This is a genomic window from Citreicella sp. C3M06 (assembly GCF_018860705.1).
Classification (GTDB): Bacteria; Pseudomonadota; Alphaproteobacteria; order Rhodobacterales; family Rhodobacteraceae; genus Salipiger.
Genome location: NZ_JAHKQA010000038.1, coordinates 73,732 through 93,134, shown reverse-complemented (window position 1 = coordinate 93,134; position 19,403 = coordinate 73,732). Strand labels below are relative to the sequence as shown.

The 19,403-nt window shown below is 63.5% G+C and carries 21 protein-coding genes; 15 read left to right on the top strand and 6 right to left on the bottom strand.

What is annotated here, in order from left to right; all coding sequences use genetic code 11:
* Window positions 1–139: 139 nt before the first annotated feature.
* Complete coding sequence (locus KO516_RS07440; protein WP_216003152.1) at window positions 140–1,360, bottom strand: argininosuccinate synthase; 1,221 nt, start codon at window positions 1,358–1,360, stop codon at window positions 140–142.
* A 132-nt stretch (window positions 1,361–1,492) separates the two neighbouring features.
* Between KO516_RS07440 and KO516_RS07435 the strand changes: the two genes are divergently transcribed.
* Together KO516_RS07435 and ilvA are read left to right on the top strand one after the other, a co-directional pair.
* Window positions 1,493–2,212, top strand: a complete 720-nt coding sequence (locus KO516_RS07435; RefSeq protein ID WP_216003151.1) for a hypothetical protein — start codon at window positions 1,493–1,495, stop codon at window positions 2,210–2,212.
* Window positions 2,213–2,251: 39 nt separating this feature from the next.
* Window positions 2,252–3,478, top strand: coding sequence for a threonine ammonia-lyase IlvA (ilvA, locus tag KO516_RS07430; RefSeq protein ID WP_216003150.1), 1,227 nt, complete (start codon window positions 2,252–2,254; stop codon window positions 3,476–3,478).
* Here ilvA and KO516_RS07425 read toward each other — a convergent pair.
* Complete coding sequence (locus KO516_RS07425) at window positions 3,475–3,807, bottom strand: Hpt domain-containing protein (protein WP_216003149.1); 333 nt, start codon at window positions 3,805–3,807, stop codon at window positions 3,475–3,477. The two genes, ilvA and KO516_RS07425, sit on opposite strands and share 4 nt — an antisense overlap.
* Before the next feature lie 144 nt (window positions 3,808–3,951).
* On the opposite strand from KO516_RS07425, the gene KO516_RS07420 reads away from it, so the two are divergent.
* A complete protein-coding gene (locus KO516_RS07420) occupies window positions 3,952–5,217 on the top strand; it encodes a PP2C family protein-serine/threonine phosphatase (RefSeq protein WP_216003148.1) in 1,266 nt (421 codons plus the stop codon).
* Here KO516_RS07420 and KO516_RS07415 read toward each other — a convergent pair.
* On the bottom strand, window positions 5,205–5,642 hold the full coding sequence (locus KO516_RS07415) for an NUDIX domain-containing protein (protein ID WP_216003147.1): 438 nt from the start codon (window positions 5,640–5,642) through the stop codon (window positions 5,205–5,207). The two genes, KO516_RS07420 and KO516_RS07415, sit on opposite strands and share 13 nt — an antisense overlap.
* Before the next feature lie 76 nt (window positions 5,643–5,718).
* On the opposite strand from KO516_RS07415, the gene KO516_RS07410 reads away from it, so the two are divergent.
* The 8 genes from KO516_RS07410 (at window position 5,719) to KO516_RS07375 (ending at window position 14,562) form a co-directional block, all read left to right on the top strand.
* The gene (locus KO516_RS07410; protein ID WP_216003146.1) at window positions 5,719–6,696 is read left to right on the top strand and encodes an Hsp33 family molecular chaperone HslO; all 978 of its coding nucleotides are present in this window, start codon (window positions 5,719–5,721) and stop codon (window positions 6,694–6,696) included.
* Window positions 6,693–7,295: a CoA pyrophosphatase gene (locus KO516_RS07405; protein ID WP_216003145.1), complete on the top strand. Its 603-nt coding sequence runs from the start codon at window positions 6,693–6,695 to the stop codon at window positions 7,293–7,295. The genes KO516_RS07410 and KO516_RS07405 overlap by 4 nt, the downstream gene beginning before the upstream one ends.
* The gene (locus tag KO516_RS07400; protein WP_371742040.1) at window positions 7,292–8,419 is read left to right on the top strand and encodes a CCA tRNA nucleotidyltransferase; all 1,128 of its coding nucleotides are present in this window, start codon (window positions 7,292–7,294) and stop codon (window positions 8,417–8,419) included. The genes KO516_RS07405 and KO516_RS07400 overlap by 4 nt, the downstream gene beginning before the upstream one ends.
* Window positions 8,416–8,994: a LysE family translocator gene (locus KO516_RS07395; protein ID WP_216003144.1), complete on the top strand. Its 579-nt coding sequence runs from the start codon at window positions 8,416–8,418 to the stop codon at window positions 8,992–8,994. The genes KO516_RS07400 and KO516_RS07395 overlap by 4 nt, the downstream gene beginning before the upstream one ends.
* A gap of 42 nt (window positions 8,995–9,036) precedes the next feature.
* Window positions 9,037–10,902, top strand: coding sequence for an ABC transporter ATP-binding protein (locus tag KO516_RS07390; protein WP_216003143.1), 1,866 nt, complete (start codon window positions 9,037–9,039; stop codon window positions 10,900–10,902).
* Window positions 10,899–12,734 (top strand): ABC transporter ATP-binding protein, encoded by a 1,836-nt coding sequence (locus KO516_RS07385; protein WP_216003142.1) that lies wholly within the window; start codon window positions 10,899–10,901, stop codon window positions 12,732–12,734. Before KO516_RS07390 ends, KO516_RS07385 begins: the two co-directional genes overlap by 4 nt.
* Window positions 12,735–12,773: 39 nt before the next feature.
* Window positions 12,774–13,988, top strand: a complete 1,215-nt coding sequence (locus KO516_RS07380; RefSeq protein ID WP_216003141.1) for a class I SAM-dependent RNA methyltransferase — start codon at window positions 12,774–12,776, stop codon at window positions 13,986–13,988.
* Window positions 13,989–14,067: 79 nt separating this feature from the next.
* Entirely contained in the window at window positions 14,068–14,562 is a 495-nt protein-coding gene (locus tag KO516_RS07375; RefSeq protein WP_216003140.1) for a murein L,D-transpeptidase family protein, read from the top strand.
* Between the two features lie 73 nt (window positions 14,563–14,635).
* Here KO516_RS07375 and KO516_RS07370 read toward each other — a convergent pair whose 3' ends face one another.
* Window positions 14,636–15,205, bottom strand: coding sequence for a CAP domain-containing protein (locus tag KO516_RS07370; RefSeq protein ID WP_216003139.1), 570 nt, complete (start codon window positions 15,203–15,205; stop codon window positions 14,636–14,638).
* Window positions 15,206–15,400: 195 nt separating this feature from the next.
* Between KO516_RS07370 and KO516_RS07365 the strand changes: the two genes are divergently transcribed.
* Together KO516_RS07365 and KO516_RS07360 are read left to right on the top strand one after the other, a co-directional pair.
* Window positions 15,401–15,991 carry a L,D-transpeptidase gene (locus tag KO516_RS07365; protein ID WP_216003138.1) on the top strand — a complete coding sequence of 197 codons (591 nt, stop codon included), beginning with the start codon at window positions 15,401–15,403 and terminating at the stop codon, window positions 15,989–15,991.
* A 140-nt stretch (window positions 15,992–16,131) separates the two neighbouring features.
* Complete coding sequence (locus KO516_RS07360) at window positions 16,132–16,323, top strand: ferrochelatase (RefSeq protein WP_216003137.1); 192 nt, start codon at window positions 16,132–16,134, stop codon at window positions 16,321–16,323.
* A 92-nt stretch (window positions 16,324–16,415) separates the two neighbouring features.
* Here KO516_RS07360 and hemH read toward each other — a convergent pair whose 3' ends face one another.
* Window positions 16,416–17,468 carry a ferrochelatase gene (gene hemH, locus KO516_RS07355; protein WP_216003136.1) on the bottom strand — a complete coding sequence of 351 codons (1,053 nt, stop codon included), beginning with the start codon at window positions 17,466–17,468 and terminating at the stop codon, window positions 16,416–16,418.
* Between the two features lie 53 nt (window positions 17,469–17,521).
* Window positions 17,522–18,340 carry an SAM-dependent methyltransferase gene (locus tag KO516_RS07350; RefSeq protein WP_216003135.1) on the bottom strand — a complete coding sequence of 273 codons (819 nt, stop codon included), beginning with the start codon at window positions 18,338–18,340 and terminating at the stop codon, window positions 17,522–17,524.
* A 14-nt stretch (window positions 18,341–18,354) separates the two neighbouring features.
* Between KO516_RS07350 and KO516_RS07345 the strand changes: the two genes are divergently transcribed.
* The gene (locus KO516_RS07345; protein ID WP_216003134.1) at window positions 18,355–19,083 is read left to right on the top strand and encodes a ComF family protein; all 729 of its coding nucleotides are present in this window, start codon (window positions 18,355–18,357) and stop codon (window positions 19,081–19,083) included.
* A 36-nt stretch (window positions 19,084–19,119) separates the two neighbouring features.
* A complete protein-coding gene (gene grxC / locus KO516_RS07340; RefSeq protein ID WP_216003133.1) occupies window positions 19,120–19,380 on the top strand; it encodes a glutaredoxin 3 in 261 nt (86 codons plus the stop codon).
* Window positions 19,381–19,403 lie beyond the last annotated feature (23 nt).

The following is a 19,403-nucleotide window of genomic DNA, read 5'->3' as shown; positions in this document are numbered from 1 at the left end:
AGGCCGGGGCGCTGCCCCGGACCCCGGGATATTTAGAGCCAGAAGAAGCAGGGAAGAACGCTCGCGGCCTCTTCTGGCCAAAAATATCCCCGCCGGAGGCGCGTCCGGCGGGGGAAACAGTACGGCGCTTGTGAAAGGCTCAGCCCTTCAGACGGCGGTTCCGCGCGGCCAGAAGTTTCAGGCGCAGTGCGTTGAGCTGGATGAACCCCTTGGCGTCTTCCTGGTTGTAGGCACCAGCGTCATCTTCGAAGGTCACATGCGCCTCTGAGTAGAGCGACTGTTCGGACCAGCGAGCAATGGTGCGCGCCGAGCCCTTGTAGAGTTTCAGACGGACGGTGCCGGTCACATGCTCTTGCGACTTGTCGATCAGCGCCTGAAGCATTTCGCGTTCGGGCGAGAACCAGAAGCCGTTGTAGATCAGTTCCGCGTAGCGCGGCATGATCGAATCTTTGAGGTGACCTGCGCCGCTGTCCAGCGTGATCTGCTCGATGCCCCGATGTGCCTCAAGCAGGATCGTGCCGCCCGGGGTCTCGTAGATGCCACGGGATTTCATGCCGACGAAGCGGTTCTCGACAAGGTCGAGAACGCCGATGCCATGCTTGCCGCCCAGCTCGTTCAGCTTGGTCAGGATCGTCGCGGGCGACATCGCCTCGCCGTTGATCGCGACCGCATCACCTTTTTCAAACGAGATCTCGATCAGCTCGGGCTCGTTCGGGGCCTGCTCGACGGGCACAACGCGCTGAAGGACGTATTCGGGCGCTTCCTCGGCGGGATCTTCCAGAACCCGGCCTTCAGAGGAGGTGTGAAGCAGGTTCGCATCGACCGAGAACGGCGCTTCGCCGCGCTTGTTCTTGGCGATCGGAATCTGATTTTTCTCAGCAAAATCAATTAGTTTTGTGCGAGAAGACAGATCCCACAACCGCCACGGCGCGATCACCTTGATATCCGGGTTCAGCGCATAGGCGGCCAGTTCGAACCGCACCTGGTCGTTGCCCTTTCCGGTCGCACCATGCGCCACCGCATCGGCGCCGCAGGCTTCGGCGATCTCGACGAGACGCTTGGAGATCAGCGGGCGCGCGATCGAGGTGCCCAGCAGGTAAAGCCCTTCGTAAAGAGCGTTGGCGCGGAACATCGGGAAGACGAAGTCGCGCACGAATTCCTCGCGCAGGTCTTCGATGTGGATCTCGGTGGCCCCCATCATCTCGGCTTTGGCGCGCGCCGGTTCGAGCTCTTCGCCCTGACCGAGATCGGCGGTAAAGGTTACCACCTCGCAACCGTATTCGGTTTGCAGCCATTTTAGGATGATCGAGGTGTCGAGGCCTCCGGAATAGGCCAGGACGACTTTCTTGGGCGCCGACATGATAGGTTGTTCCTTACGCTGAATCTGCCGCGCGGTTTATGGCCTTTTGACGTAAGGAGCAAGGATCGGTCGTTGACCACCCCTTTTCCTGTGATAGCCCTGCCGGGAAAGTCGACAGATGAGGCGGGCGCGATGGGCTGGAAACTCTTCCTTCACTCGGTACGGATGGTGCTGGACAACCTTGGCGTCGCGCTGCGGCTGTCGGCATTGCTGTATCTGGTACAGATGGCGTTCACGGTGTTTCTTTTCGTCACACCGGATGATTCGCTGCAACAGCCGACGGCCGGAACCGTGGAGCTGTTGCTGCTGTCGATCTTCGCGGTGGTTGCAAGCCTCTGGATCGCGGTCGGCTGGCATCGCTTTGTGTTGACCGGAGAAGAACCGGCAGGCTTCGTGCCGCGCTGGCACGGATCAGAGATGCTGTCGTATTTCGGGCGCTCCTTGCTGATCGGCTTCATGCTGATCGCTCTGGGATCTGTCATTGCCGGGCTTGTCCTTGGTATCGGCTCATCGCCCGCGCTGATCGGCCTGATGACGTTCGGTCTTGTCGGGCTTGGCAGCTATATCTTCTTTCGTGTGGGACTCGTGCTGCCTGCATCGGCCATGGGCAAGCGCATGAAGATGCGGGAAAGCTGGGATGCGACCTCTGGCGATTCCACCGCGCTGCTGCAATTGGCGCTGATCGTCATCGGGGCCAAGCTGTTGATCGAAATCCCCGGCATGATCGATGGAAACACCACCGGGCCGATCAGTTTGATCTACGGGCTTGTCATCGACTGGTTCGTCACGATGTTTGGTGTGTCGCTGCTGACGACGCTTTACGGCGTCTTCATCGAGGGCCGTCGACTGTAAGCGGCTTGCCAAGCGCATCGGATTGCGCAAGGTCAGGGCATGGACAGCTTTCAAGACCGGGCCCGCGCCGCCGCCGAGCGGATGCGCGAGGTTTTCCCCGAGACACCACTTTTGCGCAATGCCCACCTGTCGCAGCTTTATGGCGCGGACATCTGGCTCAAGCGTGAGGATCTGAGCCCGGTGCGCAGCTACAAGCTGCGCGGCGCGTTCAACGCCATGTCGAAACGCCCGGAGGCCGAACTTTTCGTTGCGGCCTCGGCAGGGAACCACGCGCAGGGCGTGGCCTTCATGTGCCGGATATTCAAGAAAAAAGGCGTGATCTTCATGCCGGTGACCACGCCGGATCAAAAGATCCAGAAGACCCGGATCTTTGGCGGCGAAATGGTCGAGATCGTGATGACCGGCGATTATTTCGACGATACGCTGGCGGCGGCGCAGCAATATTGTGCCGGAAAGGGCGGGCATTTCCTGTCGCCCTTCGATGATGACGATGTGATCGAAGGTCAGGCCAGCGTGGCGGCCGAGATTGAATCCCAGTTGGGTCGCTTGCCGGATCACGTGGTGATTCCCGTCGGTGGTGGCGGCCTTGGGTCGGGGATGCTGGGGTATTTCGGCAACGATGTGCAGTATACCTTTGTTGAGCCATCTGGCGGCGCCTGTCTGCGCGCGGCGCTGAAGGCGGGGCGGCCGGTGCCGCTGACGCAGGTGAATACCTTTGCCGATGGCGCTGCGGTCGGGCAGATCGGGATGCGGACCTTCGAATGTCTCAAGGATGTCGGGCTGGCGAACACGCTGGCGATTTCCGAGGATCGCCTTTGCACCACCATGCTCGAGATGTTGAACGTCGAGGGAATCGTGCTGGAACCGGCGGGGGCGCTGTCGGTTGATGCACTCAAGGATCTTGGGCAGTCGATCCGCGGCAAGACAGTGGTTTGCGTGACCTCTGGCGGGAATTTCGATTTCGAGCGTCTGCCCGAGGTGAAGGAGCGGGCGCAGCGCTATTCCGGTGTGAAAAAGTATTTCATCCTGCGGCTGCCGCAGCGACCCGGCGCCTTGAAGGATTTCCTTGGGTTTCTGGGGCCGGATGACGATATTGCCCGGTTCGAGTATCTCAAGAAATCCGCCCGCAACTTCGGCTCGGTTCTGATCGGCATCGAGACCACCGCGCCCGAGAATTTCGCCAAGCTTCAGGCGCAGCTGGACGCGCATGGCTATGCGCTGCGCGACATCACCGAAGACGAGACGCTGGCGCAGTTCCTGATCTAAGCGGCGCAGCGCTTTGGCAGTTCGCGCAGGAAATGGTCGCGGGACGATTGGTATAGCGCCGCGACAGCGGGCAGATCGACATTGGCGTCGCCCGCGTTGGCGGCGCTTTCCGCTGTCTGGCACAGGGCTGACAACGCGGAAAACCCCAGATTCAGCGCGCTGCCCTTGAGGTAGTGAAGTTTTTCTTCGATTTTCGAGGCGTTTCCGGCTGTCTCTGGCAGCTCTTCAAGCGTTGCCTCTACCTCCATGAGGAAGGCCTCGACGATCTCGTCGAAATCCTCGGCCCCGATTTCATCGCGAAGCTCGGCAACGCGGGTCCAGTCGATCATGGCGCACCTCCTGCGGGCAGGCTAGCCGCAGGAAGTAAAGATAGTCTGAGCGAAGCCGATCAAATTTTTGGGCGCGGTTGAAGGGGGTCTTAACACATCTGCGCTAAGACTGACCAAACTGCCTTTTCATGCCCGGAACGCCGCTTGCAACCGAACACAGCAGATATCATCACTCCCAGCCCGTCGTCACCGCATCTGCGGCGGATTCTGGTGGTCGATGACAGCGTTGTGCAGCTCAAGATCCTCAGCGCGATGCTGAAACGTTGGGGGTTCGAGGTCTGGCAGGCGGAAAGTGCCGAAGAGGCGCTTGAGCTTTGCGAACAGGTCGTGCCCGATGCCGTGCTGTCGGACTGGATGATGCCCGGCATGGATGGGCTTGAATTCTGCCGTCGGTTTCGCGCTCTGCGGCGCGACAATTACGGCTATTTCATTCTTCTGACCTCAAAGAGCGAAAAGGGGGAGGTCGCCGCCGGGCTGGATGCCGGTGCCGACGATTTCCTGACCAAACCGGTCAATTCCAACGAGCTGCGCGCCCGTATCAACGCCGGTGCCCGCATTCTCGAGATGGAGCGCAAGCTGACCGACACGCTGGGCAAGTTGCAGGGCGCTTATGATGCCATCGATCGCGATCTGCGGCAGGCCCGGACCATCCAGCAGGCGCTGGTGCCGCGCCGCCACCATGATTACGGCGGCGCGCGGGTCAGTCTGTTGCTGAAACCCTGTGGGCATGTCGGCGGCGATCTCGTCGGTTTTTTCAGTCCGAACAAGTTTGGGGTCGGGGTCTACAGCATCGACGTGTCCGGTCACGGTATTACCTCGGCACTGATGACGGCGCGGGTGGCGGGCTATCTCGGGGGCGATTTTCCCGACCAGAACATCGCGCTCGAACGCCGTTTCGAAAAGCTTGTCGCCTTCAGCCCGCCCGAAGAGGTCGCGCGTCGCCTGAACGATCGTCTGTCCGCCGATCCGGGGGTGCTTGAATATCTGACGATGGGCTATGCGATCATCGACATGGGCACCGGGCGGGTCCGGCTGGTGCAGGCGGGGCATCCGCCGCCGCTGCTGATCCATGCCAACGGCAGCGTGGAATACATCGGCAACGGCGGCTTGCCCATCGGCCTTGTGCCCGATGTGTCCTACGACCGGATCGAGATCGAGATGCAGCCGGGCGACCGTCTGCTGATCTATTCCGATGGCATTACCGAAGCCACGCTGAAGAACGGCGAGATGCTTGACCAGAGCGGTCTGGTTGATCTTGTCAGGCAATGCTCCGGCGCCCTCGGCACGGAATTCCTTGACGATCTGTATTGGCGGCTCAGCCAGCTCACGCGCGGCGGTATCATCCTTGAAGACGACGTGTCCGCCGCGCTGCTTGAATTCGACGGTTTGCCCGCTGGTCAGACCGCGTGACGGCGCACGAAATCACGGTCTCCGGGGTTCCCCAGCAGCTCTGCGGCGACCATTGGCGCCATCCATCGCACCGAATGCCCGAGCTCCAGCGGCGCGCCGTGCGGGCGCACCGGCAGCGCGGCATAGATGATGCACAGCTTCTCGGCCCACAGGTCGTATTCCGGCATGTAGGTGAAACGCCGGAACGCCCCGAGCCGCTGGGCACGCGCGATGTGCCAGCCGGTTTCCTCGTAGACTTCACGGTGCAACGCCTGCACCGGCGATTCGCCCGGGTCGATGCCGCCGCCGGGCAGCTGAAATTCGGGCCATGGCTCTGATTGGTGGGTCACCAGCAGCGCGCCATCGCGCGGCAGGATCGCATAGGCGCCGGGGCGCAGGGTATAGCGGCGCGCCGGCTCGGGCGCGTCTCCGTAGCGTCGGATCATCAGGGGCCCCTTGGTATCGAGCTTGCTCTGCCTATATGGTGCCGGTATGCCAACGCGCGGCAGATAAGGAAACCCCATGACCATCGGCACCAAACTTGCCTGGGATGACACAGTCCTCCCTTTTCAGCTCGATCTTCCCGACATCCGTGGCCGGGTGGCGCGGCTTGATGGCGTGCTGAACGGCGTTCTGTCCCAGCACGATTACCCCGAACCGATCGAGGCGCTTGTCGCCGAAATGACGCTGCTGACAGCGCTGATCGGCCAGACGGTCAAGCTGCGCTGGAAGCTGTCGCTTCAGGTGCAGACCCGCGGCGCGCTGCGGATGATCGCGACGGACTATTTTGCCCCGAGCGCCGAAGGCGAGCCGGCGCGCATCCGCGCCTATGCAAGTTTCGACCGCGATCAGGTCAGCGACGCCACGGCTTTCGATCAGCTCGAAGAGGGATATTTCGCGATCCTGATGGATCAGGGCGAAGGCACGACGCCCTATCAGGGCATCACCCCGCTGGCGGGCGGCTCGCTTGCCGCCTGTGCCGAAAGCTATTTTGCGCAATCCGAACAATTGCCGACGCGCTTCGCGCTCAATTTCGGCAAGGTGATGAACGCCGACGGTTCTGGCGAATGGCGCGCTGGCGGCATCATGATCCAGACCATGCCCAAGGCGTCGCCCTTCGCGCAGGGTGGCGGATCGGGCGATGGCGGGCTGCTCAAGCCCGAAGACCTCGTGCAGGGCGACGAGCAGGAAAACTGGCGCCGCGTCAATTTCCACGTCGATACGGTGGACGAGCTTGAACTGATCGGCCCCGACCTGCCGCCGACCGATCTTTTGGTGCGCCTGTTCCACGAGGAACAGCCCCGCGTCTACGATGCCCAGCCGGTGCGGTTTGGCTGCACTTGTTCCGAAGACAAGGTGCGCCAGTCGCTGTCGATCTATTCGGCCAAGGATATCGAGAAGATGACCACGGACGATGGTCGCGTCACCGCCGACTGCCAGTTCTGCGGCGCGCATTACGATATGGACCCCACAAGCGTGGGGTTCGAGGCCAACAAGTGAGCCTCGCCGGGGATCAGGAACGCGCGCTGCGTCGCGCACTTCTGGAAGACGGGCAGCCGTCGTCTGATTTTGACCTGAACCCCGGCACCCTGCTGCCCGAGGGCCGCAAACTGCGCCCGGCTGGCGTGCTTGCGGTGTTCATGCCCGGCCCAGATGGTCTGGAACTGCTGCTGACCAAGCGGTCGTCGCGGCTGAAACATCATCCCGGCCAGATTGCCTTTCCCGGTGGCAAGGTCGATCCTGTCGATGATGGCCCGGTGGCGGCTGCGCTGCGTGAAGCGCGCGAAGAGGTGGGGCTTTTCCCGGAAACGGTCGAAATTCTTGGGACTCTGCCGACGCATGAAACGGTGACCGGCTTTGTGGTGACGCCCGTCGTGGCGCTGGCGCCTTGCTTTGATCCGGTGGCTGAGCCGGGCGAGGTGGCCGAGGTGTTTCGCGTGCCCTTTGCCCATGTCACCAACCCGGCGCGATACCATATCGAAGGCCGGCGCTGGCGCGGTCAGCGTCGGCTTTACTACACCGCGCCCTATGGTCCCTATTACATCTGGGGCGCGACGGCGCGGATGCTGAGGGCGCTGGCCGGGCGCATTGACCCGTGAAGGTCGATGGCGAGTGGCTGACCGCCGCGCCGACTCAGGCGGTGTTGGGGATGCTCGAGTCGGGCGGCCACGTGGCCTATGCCGTAGGCGGCTGCGTGCGTAATGCGCTGATGGGGGTTGCCGTCGCTGATGTGGATATCGCGACCGATGCGTCGCCCCAGCGGGTTGTCGCGCTGGCGCAGGCGGCAGGGCTGAAGCCGGTGCCGACCGGCATCGACCATGGCACCGTTACCGTCGTCGCGGATGGCATCGGGCACGAGGTCACCACCTTTCGCACCGACGTGGAAACCAATGGGCGGCATGCGGTCGTGCGCTTTTCCAGTTGCATGGCCGAAGACGCGCAGCGGCGCGATTTCACCATGAACGCGCTTTATGCCGATGCGCGCGGGCAGGTGTTCGACCCGGTTGGCGGGCTGCCGGACCTGCAGGCGCGGCGCGTGCGGTTCATCGGGGACGCCAGCGCGCGCATCGCCGAAGATTACCTGCGCATCCTGCGGTTCTTCCGGTTTTGCGCTTGGTATGCCGATCCGGCGCAGGGCATGGACCCTGTTGCGCTGGCAGGGATTGCCGATGGGCTTGACGGTCTGGAAAGCCTCTCCGCCGAACGAGTGGGGCAAGAGCTGCTCAAGCTGCTGGCCGCGCCCGATCCCGCCCCCGCCGTTGCGACAATGTCGCAGCTTGGCGTGTTGGCGCGGGTGCTGCCGGGGGCAGTGCCGGATGCGCTGGCCCCGCTGGTACATCTGGAGGCGGGGCTGACGCCGGACCCGCTGCGACGTCTTGCGGTGCTTGGCGCGGACGGCGAGGGGCTGCGGCTGTCGAAGCATCAGAAAAAACGCCTGACGCTATACCGCGAGGCCAGCGGTAGCCTTGCCGAGATCGCCTGGCGTCATGGCGAAACCATCGCCCGCGATATTGCGCTGATCCGCGCGGCCAGCCTTGGCCAGACGCTGGACCCCGAGACTGAGGTCGCGATTGCAAAAGGGGTCGCGGCGGTGTTTCCCGTGAAACCGCGCGACCTGATGCCGGGCCTGCAAGGCGCGGCGCTTGGCGCGGCGCTCAAAGACATGGAAACGCGCTGGATCGCCTCGGGCTTCGCGCTGACGAAAGACGAGCTGATAGGATGATCGACCCGCTTTACGGTTTCGTGTTCCTCGGCCTGTTCTCGCCGGGGCCGAACGTGGTGCTGCTGACCGCGTCTGGCGCGCGGTTCGGGCTGAAACGCACCTTGCCGCATCTGTTCGGTGTGGTGCTCGGCGTGGGCATCACGGCGGGGTTGACCGGGCTTGGCATCGCGGCGCTGCTGGCGCAGGTGCCGACACTGGCGCTGATACTGAAACTCGCCGCAAGTGCGTGGATGCTGTGGATGGCCTGGGGGCTGTGGAATTCCCACCGCAAACAGGGCGATGGCCGCGAGCGCCCGATGAGCTTTGTCGAGGCGGTGCTGTTTCAATGGATCAACCCCAAGGTCTGGGCGGTGGCGCTGGCGGCGAGCTCGGCCTATCCCGGCGGGCTTGGCCCCGTGGCCGAGGCGATGCGGCTGGGCAGCGCCTTCAGCGGGCTGAACCTGCTGTGCTGCCTGTTCTGGGCCAGCGCCGGCAGCTTGCTGACATGGCTGCTGACCACCCCGCGCGCGTGGCGGATCTTTGCCCGGATCATGGCGCTGGCGCTGGGAGGCTTTTCCGTCATGGTGTTCCTGTAGGGAATCAGGGACACTCCGCGCGCAGGCGAAGGACCCCCCGACATGTTCCGCTACTTTGAAAACCTCGTTGATCCCTATTGCGATTACGAGCAGACAGACACCCCGCCGCGCAAGATGCTGCCGTTCATCGCGCAATACGCCAGGCCGTTCCGCAAGCTGTTCATCTGGGCGGGGCTGCTGTCTGTTGCGGTTGCCAGCGTCGAGATCGGGCTGATCTGGGCGATGGGCTGGGTGGTCGACATCCTCGCGGGGGATCCGGAGCAGGTCTGGGCCGATCATGGCACGGCGCTGGTGCTGATGGGGCTGTTCATCCTGCTGATCCGGCCGCTGATCCAGGCGCTGGATGTGCTGGTTCTGAACAATGCGATCATGCCGAGCTTTGGGGTGCTGATCCGCTGGCGGGCGCATGCGCAGGTGCTGCGGCAATCCATCGGCTGGTTCGAAAATGATTTCGCCGGACGCATCGCCAACCGCATCATGCAGACGCCCCCGGCGGCGGGCGAGGCGGTGTTTCAGGTCTTTGACGCGCTGACCTTTGCGCTGGCCTATATCGTTGGCGCGGCGGTGTTGCTGGCGGATGCCGATCCGCGGCTGATGCTGCCGCTGATCCTGTGGTTCGTAGGCTACGGCGTGCTGATGCGCTGGCTGATCCGCAAGGTCGGACCGGCGTCGAAGGCGGCGTCGGATGCGCGCAGCCTTGTGAACGGGCGGGTGGTCGACGCCTATACCAACATCCACTCCGTCAAGATGTTTGCGCAGGACCGTCAGGAACTCAATTACGCGAAAGAGGCGATCGACCTCGCCCGCGACACGTTTCGCGCCGAAATGCGGATCTATACGCAGATGGATCTGGCGCTGGTGGTGCTGAACGGGCTGCTGATCGTCGGCGTGGTGGGCTGGGGGCTGGTGCTGTGGATGCAGGGCACCGCTTCGGTCGGGATCGTCGCTGCGGCGACGGCACTGACGCTGCGGTTGAACGCCATGACCGGCTGGATCATGTGGGCGCTGACCACGTTTTTCCGCCAGCTTGGGGTTGTCGCCGAGGGGATGGAGACCATCGCCCAGCCCATCGCGCTTGTCGATGTGCCGGGGGCAAAACCGCTGGCGCTGAGCGACGGGCGGATCGAGCTGCAAGCGCTGACGCATCATTATGGGCGCGGGCAGGGCGGGCTAGAGAAAATTTCTCTGACCCTGAAGCCGGGGGAAAAGATCGGCCTTGTCGGGCGCTCTGGCGCTGGCAAGTCGACGCTGGTGAAATTGCTGCTGCGCTTTTACGATCCGGAATCGGGAAAAATTCTCATCGATGGTCAGGACGTGACGCAGGTGCAACAAGACAGCCTGCGCCGCGCCATCGGCATGGTGCAGCAGGACAGCGCGCTGATGCATCGCTCGGTGCGCGACAACCTGCTGTATGGCCGCCCCGATGCAAGCGAAGACGAGATGATCGCCGCCGCAAAACAGGCGCAGGCGCATGAGTTCATCCTGACGCTACAGGACGGGCAGGGCCGCACCGGCTATGACGCGCAGGTCGGCGAGCGCGGCGTCAAGCTGTCGGGAGGGCAGCGCCAGCGGATCGCGCTGGCCCGGGTCATCCTCAAGGATGCACCGATCCTGCTGCTGGACGAGGCAACCAGCGCGCTGGATTCCGAAGTCGAAGCGGCGATTCAGGATACGCTGTATGGCATGATGCAGGGCAAGACCGTCATCGCCATCGCACACCGGCTCAGCACTATTGCGCATATGGACCGCATCCTTGTCCTTGACGGGGGAAAGATCGTCGAAGAGGGCACCCATGATGTGCTTTTGGCGCAAAAGGGGCTATATGCCGGGTTCTGGGCCCGCCAGTCCGGAGGTTTCCTCGACCCCGACCAGCCCGCCACCAACACCTCCGAGAAGGCTGCGGAATGACTCTTTCCGAACTCATTGACCCATTTGCGCGCGCCAAGACGCCGCCCCCCACGACGCTCTGGCGTTTCATGGCATGGGCGATCCGCGGCGCTTGGCCGGTGCTGGTTCCGGCGGCGATCTTTTCCATTCTTGGCGGCGTGACCGAGGTTCTGTCGGCCAAGCTGCTTGGCGATGTCATCGACCGGGCCCTCGGAGGCGCGCCAAGCGAGGTGTTCAGCGCGCAGGGCTGGTTCCTGTTGATGTGCCTTGGCTTTTTCGTGCTGCTGCGGCCGGCGATCCTTGGGATGTCGGCTTATACGCAATCGGTGATGATGCAGCCGAACGTGTTCAACCTGATCCTCAGCCGGGTGCACCGCTATACGCTGGGCCACGCGGTGACGTTTTTCGACAATGATTTCGCCGGGCGCATCTCGCAGAAAGAAATGCAGACGGCCCGCGCGATGAACGATGTAATCACGGAAACCGTGCATTCGGTGCTGTTCGCGGTGGCCTCGGTGGTCGGTTCGGTCTGGTTGCTGGGCGCGGTCGATTGGCGCATCGCGCTGGGACTGGTGGTATGGATCGTTGCCTATGGCTTTCTCATTCGCCATTTCATGCCGCGCATCCGTTCGACCTCCAAGGCGCGGGCGGCGGCGCGGGCGATGGTCACCGGCCAGCTGGTCGACACCGTGACCAACATCAAGACCGTCAAGTTGTTCGCCCATGACGAATTCGAGGATCAGGCCGCGCTGGGGGCCATGAGCACCTATCGCGACCGGTTCATCGCCTTTGGCCATGTCTCGGCGCAGTTCCGATTCTGGCTGATGGCGCTGGCGGGCACGCTGCCGGTGCTGCTGATCGGCGGTGCCCTGTTCTACTGGTCGGTCGGCATGGTCAGCGCTGGCGATATCGCGGCGACCGGTGCGGTGGCGTTGCGCCTTGCGCAGATGACCGGCTGGGTCAGCTTTACCCTGATGGGCATGTACGCCAACATCGGCGAGATCGAAGACGGCATCCGCACCATCACCCCGGCCCACACCTTGCTGGATGCGCCCGGCGCGCAGGCGCTGGAGGTCAGCGACGCGCGGGTCGAGTTTCGCGATGTCGCGTTTTCCTATGGCCGCAAGGAAGGCGGCATAGACCATGTCGCGCTGAACATCGCGCCGGGGGAAAAGATCGGCGTGGTCGGGGCTTCGGGGGCGGGGAAATCGACGATGGTGGCGCTGCTGCTGCGGCTGTACGACGCCGAAAAGGGCGGCATCTTCATCGACGGCCAGAACATCGCCGAGGTCACGCAGGAAAGCCTGCGCCGCCAGATCGGCATGGTCACGCAGGAAACCGCGATGTTCAATCGTTCTGCGCTGGACAACATCCGCTATGGCAAGCCCGATGCCACCATGGACGAGGTCATCGCCGCCGCCGAAAAGGCCGAGGCGCATGAGTTCATTCTGAAGTTGCGCGATCACAATGGGCGCGAGGGCTACGAGGCGCATCTGGGCGAGCGCGGCGTGAAGCTGTCCGGTGGCCAGCGCCAGCGGATCGCTCTGGCCCGCGCGATCCTCAAGAACGCGCCGATCCTCGTGCTGGACGAGGCAACCAGCGCGCTCGATTCCGAGGTCGAGGCGGCGATCCAGTCGGCGCTTGACCGGGTGATGCAGGGCAAGACCGTGCTGGCGATTGCGCACCGCCTGTCGACGCTGTCGGAAATGGACCGGATCATCGTGCTCGACGCCGGGCGCATCGTCGAGGCGGGTAGCCACGACGCGCTGCTGGCGCAAAACGGCCTGTATGCGCGTTACTGGCATCGCCAATCGGGCGGTTTCATGGTGCCCGAGGCAGACGCCGCCGAGTGAGGCTTGCCAAATGGCCCGTCTCCGGGGCATGAGCAGCGCATGGAACAGGTTACGATAGAGCGGCTTGGCCACCAGGGTGACGGTATCGCCCCGGGGCCGGTTTTTGTGCCCGGCGCGCTGCCGGGCGAGGTGGTGGAAGGCGTCATCCGTGGCGACCGCATGGCGGAGCCGCGCATCGTCACGCCGGTGGAACAGCGGGTCAAGGCACCCTGCCGCTATGCCAAAAGCTGCGGCGGCTGCCAGTTGCAGCACGCCCGTGACGATTTCGCCGCCGAGTGGAAGGTTGGCGTGGTGCGTCAGGCGCTTGCCGCGCATGCGCTTGATACCGCGTTCCGCCCCATCGCGATCTCGCCGCCGCAAAGCCGCCGCCGCGCGTCTTTTTCGGCGAAGCGCACCAAGAAGGGGGCGCAGGCCGGGTTCCACATGAAAGGCTCGGACATCATCGTTTCGGTGCCTGATTGCCTGCTGGTGCAGCCGGAGCTGACCGGCGCGCTACCACTGGTCGAGGCGCTGGCCGTGCTTGGCGCCGCCCGCAAGGGAGAGCTGTCGGTGATGGTGACGACCTCGCTGCACGGGCTCGATGTGCGGGTGAGCGGTGGCAAGCCGCTGGACCCGACCGAGGAAATGCAGCTGGCAGAGCTCGCCCGCCGTCACGGCTGCGCCCGCATCGCATGGGACAATACGGTGCTGACCCTGCGTCCGGCAGAGCAGCAGATGGGCGCGGCGCGGGTGGTGCCACCGCCCGGCGCGTTTCTTCAAGCGACGCCGCAGGGCGAAGCCGCGTTGCTCGCCGCTGTGCGCGAGGCCGTGGGCGATGCGGCGCATGTGGTGGATCTGTTCGCCGGGTCGGGCACCTTTGCGCTGCCGCTGGCAGAGCGCGCGCGGGTTCATGCGGTGGAAGGCGATAAGGCGATGATCGCGGCGCTCGACAAGGGCTGGCGTATGGCGCAAGGCCTGCGCCACGTCACCACCGAGGCGCGCGATCTGTTTCGCGATCCGCTGATCGATAGCGAACTGTCGCGGTTCGACGCGGCGGTGATCGACCCGCCGCGCGCCGGGGCCGAAGCCCAGATCGCCCAGCTGGCGCTGGCGAAGCTGCCGAAGATCGCGCATGTATCCTGCAACCCGGTGACCTTCGCCCGCGACGCGGCGGCGCTGGATCTGGCGGGTTATACGCTGGATTGGGTGCAGGTGGTGGACCAGTTCCGCTGGTCGACCCATGTCGAGCTGGTGGCGTCGTTCACGCACAGGTGAGCGCGCCTTGAGCTATCGCGGTGGGTGAATTCGCGCTATGGTTGGCCGCAAAACAACCCATAACAATACGAGCGGACAGATGCGGTTTTTCAGGATTGCCCTGCTACTGGTGGCGGGTGCCCTCGCGGCGTGCAGCAACAGCAAGTTCAGAACCTACAATGGCCCCGAGATCACTCATGTGGTGGTGCAGAAAAGCGCCCGGCGCATGTATCTGCTGCACAACGACAAGGTGCTGGAAAGCTACGACATCGGGCTGGGCTTTGCCCCGTCCGGGGACAAGAAGATCGAGGGCGATGGCAAGACCCCCGAGGGGCTGTATTTCATCGACCGGCGCAACCCCAACTCCCGGTATCACCTGAGCATCGGCCTGTCCTACCCCAGCCCCGATGACCGGGCCGAGGCTGAAGCGATGGGCAAGAGCCCCGGCGGTGACATCTTCATTCACGGCACCCCGCCGCCGTACCGCAGCGCCGGGCGTGACTGGACCTGGGGCTGCATTGCCGTGAGCGATCGCGAGATGGAAGACATCTACGCCATGGTTCGCGACGGCACACCGATCACCATTCACCCCTGATCGAGGCTGCGATCGCCCGGCAGGCGGGCTGACGTGCGGCAAGCGCCACGTCAGCCCGCGGCCACCGGGGGGCTTACTGCCCGAGGGCGATCTGCTGGGCGCCCGGAATCGAAGACGCGCTCGGCACGCCGGTGACCAGCGTCCACCAGATCTTGCCGTTCGGCTCCTGAAACCAGGCGATGCCCAGATCGCGCGCTGCCGCGTCAAGGATCACGTCGCGGGTGGCGGGATCTTCCATCCATGCCGCGAGAGTTTCGGTTTCGGTTTCGTAGGTTTCCGAGATGTTCTCGCCCACGAGCCGCCCGGTGTAGCCGACGCGCTGCACCCGGTCGATCGGCGACGAGCCGTCCGAGCCGAAATGCCACGGGCGGTTCTGCACCGACATGTCGCGCGAGTGGGTCGCGGCGGCGGCGTTGAGCTGGGCATTCAGCTGCAGCGGCGCAACCCCGCGGGCCTGACGCAGCGCGTTGACCGAATCGAGCACCGAATATTCGATCCGTCCGGTGTCATTGGCCGAGATCCGGTAAACCTTGGGCAGAGGCTTGCCATCCGGTCCAAGCGCCGGAGCTTCGTTATAGGGCGCGGGGGCACAGGCTGCCGCCAGCAGCGCCGCCCCCATCATCAAGAACGCACGTCTTTGCATAATACTGCCTTGGTTGTTTCGGATCGAAATCTCGGGTTTAATCCCGATTAGCGCGTTGGGCGTTGCCAATCAAACGCACATCGGCGTGAATGCGCCGGGTTTGATTTGCGACTGCGGCATTCAGGTCATATGATGTGCCCTTGTTATCCGTATGTCCGGCGCTTGGCCGGACCCAGCTTGGGGGACAGGATCCACATGGCAGGTACAGGTTTTGACCGGCGCGCGTTCCTTGCGGCCGGAGCGGCATTTGTCGGAACTCCGGCACTGGCGCAAACGCTCGACAGCACCGGCACGGTCGAGATCGAGCGGGATGTCTCTAATATCGTACGCCGCAACGTGTCGAGCTTCCGCTCGCTCGACTGGCAGCCGTATTTCTCGAACCTGACCAAGGGCGCGATCCTTGTCGATACCCAGTCGCGCGCCTTGCACTACTGGGAAGAGGCCGGCACCTATCATCTCTACCCGTGTTCCGTGCCGCTGACCGAGGATCTGACCCGTCGCGGCCGCACCGAGGTGATCCTCAAGGACCCCAAGCCCAGCTGGCGTCCGACGCCGTCGATGAAGGAACGCAACCCCGAGTGGCCCGATTTCGTCGGCCCCGGCCCGGACAATCCTCTTGGCACCCGCTCGCTGCATCTGAGCTGGACCTACTATCGCATCCACGGCACCCATGACACCCGCAAGATCGGCCGCCGGTCTTCGAACGGCTGCGTGGGCCTGTATAATGAGCACATCGAAGCTCTTTACGACATGGCAGAGGTCGGGACGCAGGTGTTGCTAATTTGACAATACTGCGGCAGGCTGGACACGGGCGAAGTGAGTCAGATTGCAAAAAACTTTGATTGCTGGTTAGACAGACTCACGAGGTAAGTCTTGGGTGCTTGTCGTTTGAAATCATTACGACAAGCGATTTTCTGGAGGTTAACATGAAGAAACTCGCTCTCGCCACCGTTTTCGCTGCAACTGCATCGACCGCAATGGCTGGCTCCTATGCTAAGGATGACGTGGTCATGGAACCCGTTGTCGTCGTCGAAGAAGCACAGCAGTCGTCGTCGTCGGCTGGCATCGTGATCCCGCTGCTGCTGATCGCCGTGATCGCCGCCGCTGCGTCGAACTGATACCGGGTTTTCGGTTTTTGAATTTGGAAAAGGCGGTGTCCACGGGCATCGCCTTTTTCTGTGTCCAGCGCCCGGGTCGGGCTGGCCGGGTCCTAGACCCAGCCGCCAAGATTCTCTGAAATCACCGTGCACAGCGCATCGATATGCGCACCGTCGTCGTTGAGGCAGGGAATATAGCTGAACCGCTGGCCGCCCGCGTGTTCAAAGCTTTCGCGGATTTCCTCGTTGATCTCTTCCAGCGTCTCGATGCAGTCGGCGGAAAACGCAGGGGCAATCACCGCGATGTTTTTCTTGCCCTGTTTCGCCAGCTCGGCGACATGATCGACAGTGTAGGGCTTGAGCCATTCCTCGGGGCCGAACACCGATTGAAAGGTCGTGGTGATCTGCGTCTCGTCCCAGCCCAGCCGTTCGCGCAGCAGGCGCGTCGTCTTCTGACATTGGCAATGGTAGGGGTCGCCCTGCATCAGGTAGCGTTTCGGCATGCCGTGATAACTCACCACCAGCATGTCGGGCTTCTCCGGCAGCGCCGCATAGCCGCGTTCGACCGACTGGGCGAGGGCCTCGATATATTGCGGATGTTCGAAGTAGGGATCGACGACGCGGGCCGTCGGTTGCCAGGACTGATCCATCAGCGCCCGGAAGAACTGGTCGTTGGCGGTGGCGGAGGTCGCTCCGGCGTATTGCGGATAGAGCGGGAAGAACAGGATCTTGCGGCAACCGGCCTTGACCATCGCATCGACCTTGGACTGCGTTGACGGGTTGCCGTAGCGCATGCAGTAATCGACCATCACCTGATCGCCGTACTGCGCCTGCATCCGTGCGGCGATGGCGGCGCTCTGCTGCTTGGTGATCGTCATCAGAGGGCTTTCATTCAGCTCCTCGTTCCAGATCGACTTGTAGTTCCTGCCAGAGCTGAAGGGCCGCTTGGTCAGGATGATGGTCTGAAGCAGCGGCTGCCATTTCCATTTCGGATAGTCGATAACCCGCTGATCCGAAAGAAACTCACTAAGATACCGGCGCATCGGCCAATAGCTGTAGTGATCCGGCGTGCCAAGGTTGGCGAGCAGAATGCCGACTTTCGGCGCGGCCACCTTCGGGTGGTCGGCGGGGGCGTGAACGGGGCGGCTGGCGGTGTCGTCGAGCATTTCCTGACCTTTTCCCAAAGTGTTTTGCTTAGGTATCGCAGATTCTGAATGAATCAATCGCTCAGGGGCGTTTCCCGCGTATTCAGTACATCGGCGAGACGATGCGCCGCAGATCCGGGGCGCAGCGGCTTTTGTTGGCTGTCATCTGGGGCCCAGCCGGTCAGCGTGACGATTTCGTAGGTGGCGGGGATGCGGCCATCGGTTCCGAAGGTCTGCGCGTAAAGCTGGGCGGCGCGCAGCATCACGGCGCGCCGCGTGGGCTGTTTCAGCCGCGCGCTCAAGGCGTTGGTCTCTCCCATCGCGCGCAGGTCGCGCATCAGGTGCAGCGGGCTTTCATAGCTCGCGGTCAGCGCAAAGCTGTCGGCCACCGGCAGCGCCAGCCCGGCGCGTTGCAAAAGCCCGCCAAGGTCGCGGATCTCGCCCATCGGCAGCACCCGCGGGGACAGGCCGCCGGAGATCTCGATTTCCGCCTGACCAAGCGCGCTGCGCAGCTCGCTGAGGGTCTGCCCGCCGAAACACAGCGCAAGGCACAGCCCGTCCGGCGCCAGCGCGCGGCGGCATTGCACCAGCTGGCCGACCGGATCATTCGACCAATGCAGCGCCATCGCGTGGATCACCAGATCATGCGCGCCCTGTTTGAGCGCCAGCACGTCCTCGTCAGGAATAACGTCCAGCCCCGGCAGCATTTCCTGCCAGACCTGCGGAAAAGGGCTCACCACGACCGGTGATTTAAACGTTCTGTTAACCACGAAGAGGCGATCCTGCACCTCGTCGCGGGCGGCCTCGTGCAGAAACAGCGCGGGGTTGCTCGCGGCACGAGATCTGTGCCGGGCAAGGGCGGGGCGGTCGACGAGGGGCGCGGGACTGGTCATGGAGGACAGTTAGAATGTTCATGCCCGCGTTGCAAACCGTGCTGAAGCTGGTCTACCCGTCGCGCTGCCTGATCTGCGGCGGGCTGGTGGAAACCGATTTCGGCCTGTGCGGCCCCTGCTGGCGCGATACGCCGTTCATCTCGGGGCTGGTCTGCGATTGCTGCGGGGTGCCGCTGATCGGCGATTCGGAGGATGCGGAATTCTGCGACGACTGCCTGACCACGCCCCCGGCGTGGAGCCAGGGGCGGGCGGGGCTTGTCTACAAGGACAATGGGCGAAAGCTGGTGCTGATGCTCAAGCACGGCGATCGCCACGACATCGCGCTGCCCGCCGCCGTGTGGATGGCGCGCCAGATCCGGCCATTGCTGCGCGAGAACATGGTGGCGGTGCCCATCCCGCTGCATTTCCGGCGCCATTTTAAACGCCGCTACAACCAGTCGGCGCTGTTGTCGCGTGCGCTGTCGCGCGAGCTCGGGATCGACCATGCGCCCGATGCGCTGGAACGGCTCCGGCATACCGCCTCGCTCGAGGGCAAGACCCGCGAGCAGCGCTATACCACGCTGAGCGATGTGCTGCGGGTGCGCCCGTCGCGCGTGGCGGCGATTGCGGGCCGCCCGGTGCTGATCGTCGATGATGTCCTGACATCCGGTGCGACGCTTTGTGCGGCAACCGAGGCCTGTCTTGCGGCAGGCGCCAGTGAAGTTTGCGTCAGTGTACTGGCGCGCGTTGCAAAGGAGGCTTAGATCCGGTGAAATAGCTTGAAGCGAAAGGCCCCGTTGATGCAACCGATCGAGATCTACACCACCCCCTATTGCGGCTATTGTCAGGCTGCCAAGCGCCTGCTGAATTCGAAAGGCGCGGCGTTTCACGAGATCGACCTTGCGGTCGAGCCCTCGCGCCGTGCGGAAATGACCCAGCGCGCCAATGGCGGGCGCACCGTGCCGCAGATCTTTGTCGGCAAGACACATGTGGGCGGTTGCGACGAATTATATGCGCTGGAACGCGACGGCAAGCTCGATGCGCTTCTCGCCGCAGCTTGAGCTTTCCGGTTGACCCGTTCGGG

Bases quoted from the DNA above. Each gene is read 5' to 3' on its own strand.
- KO516_RS07435 (WP_216003151.1), top strand. From the start codon at position 1,493: ATGGGCTGGAAACTCTTCCTTCACTCGGTACGGATGGTGCTGGACAAC.
- KO516_RS07410 (WP_216003146.1), top strand. From the start codon at position 5,719: ATGACCATCGGCACCAAACTTGCCTGGGATGACACAGTCCTCCCTTTT.
- KO516_RS07370 (WP_216003139.1), bottom strand. From the start codon at position 15,205: ATGCAAAGACGTGCGTTCTTGATGATGGGGGCGGCGCTGCTGGCGGCA.
- KO516_RS07440 (WP_216003152.1), bottom strand. From the start codon at position 1,360: ATGTCGGCGCCCAAGAAAGTCGTCCTGGCCTATTCCGGAGGCCTCGAC.
- KO516_RS07395 (WP_216003144.1), top strand. From the start codon at position 8,416: ATGATCGACCCGCTTTACGGTTTCGTGTTCCTCGGCCTGTTCTCGCCG.
- KO516_RS07415 (WP_216003147.1), bottom strand. From the start codon at position 5,642: ATGATCCGACGCTACGGAGACGCGCCCGAGCCGGCGCGCCGCTATACC.
- KO516_RS07365 (WP_216003138.1), top strand. From the start codon at position 15,401: ATGGCAGGTACAGGTTTTGACCGGCGCGCGTTCCTTGCGGCCGGAGCG.
- KO516_RS07345 (WP_216003134.1), top strand. From the start codon at position 18,355: ATGTTCATGCCCGCGTTGCAAACCGTGCTGAAGCTGGTCTACCCGTCG.
- KO516_RS07360 (WP_216003137.1), top strand. From the start codon at position 16,132: ATGAAGAAACTCGCTCTCGCCACCGTTTTCGCTGCAACTGCATCGACC.
- ilvA (WP_216003150.1), top strand. From the start codon at position 2,252: ATGGACAGCTTTCAAGACCGGGCCCGCGCCGCCGCCGAGCGGATGCGC.
- grxC (WP_216003133.1), top strand. From the start codon at position 19,120: ATGCAACCGATCGAGATCTACACCACCCCCTATTGCGGCTATTGTCAG.
- KO516_RS07350 (WP_216003135.1), bottom strand. From the start codon at position 18,340: ATGACCAGTCCCGCGCCCCTCGTCGACCGCCCCGCCCTTGCCCGGCAC.
- KO516_RS07425 (WP_216003149.1), bottom strand. From the start codon at position 3,807: ATGATCGACTGGACCCGCGTTGCCGAGCTTCGCGATGAAATCGGGGCC.
- hemH (WP_216003136.1), bottom strand. From the start codon at position 17,468: ATGCTCGACGACACCGCCAGCCGCCCCGTTCACGCCCCCGCCGACCAC.
- KO516_RS07380 (WP_216003141.1), top strand. From the start codon at position 12,774: ATGGAACAGGTTACGATAGAGCGGCTTGGCCACCAGGGTGACGGTATC.
- KO516_RS07390 (WP_216003143.1), top strand. From the start codon at position 9,037: ATGTTCCGCTACTTTGAAAACCTCGTTGATCCCTATTGCGATTACGAG.
- KO516_RS07385 (WP_216003142.1), top strand. From the start codon at position 10,899: ATGACTCTTTCCGAACTCATTGACCCATTTGCGCGCGCCAAGACGCCG.
- KO516_RS07375 (WP_216003140.1), top strand. From the start codon at position 14,068: ATGCGGTTTTTCAGGATTGCCCTGCTACTGGTGGCGGGTGCCCTCGCG.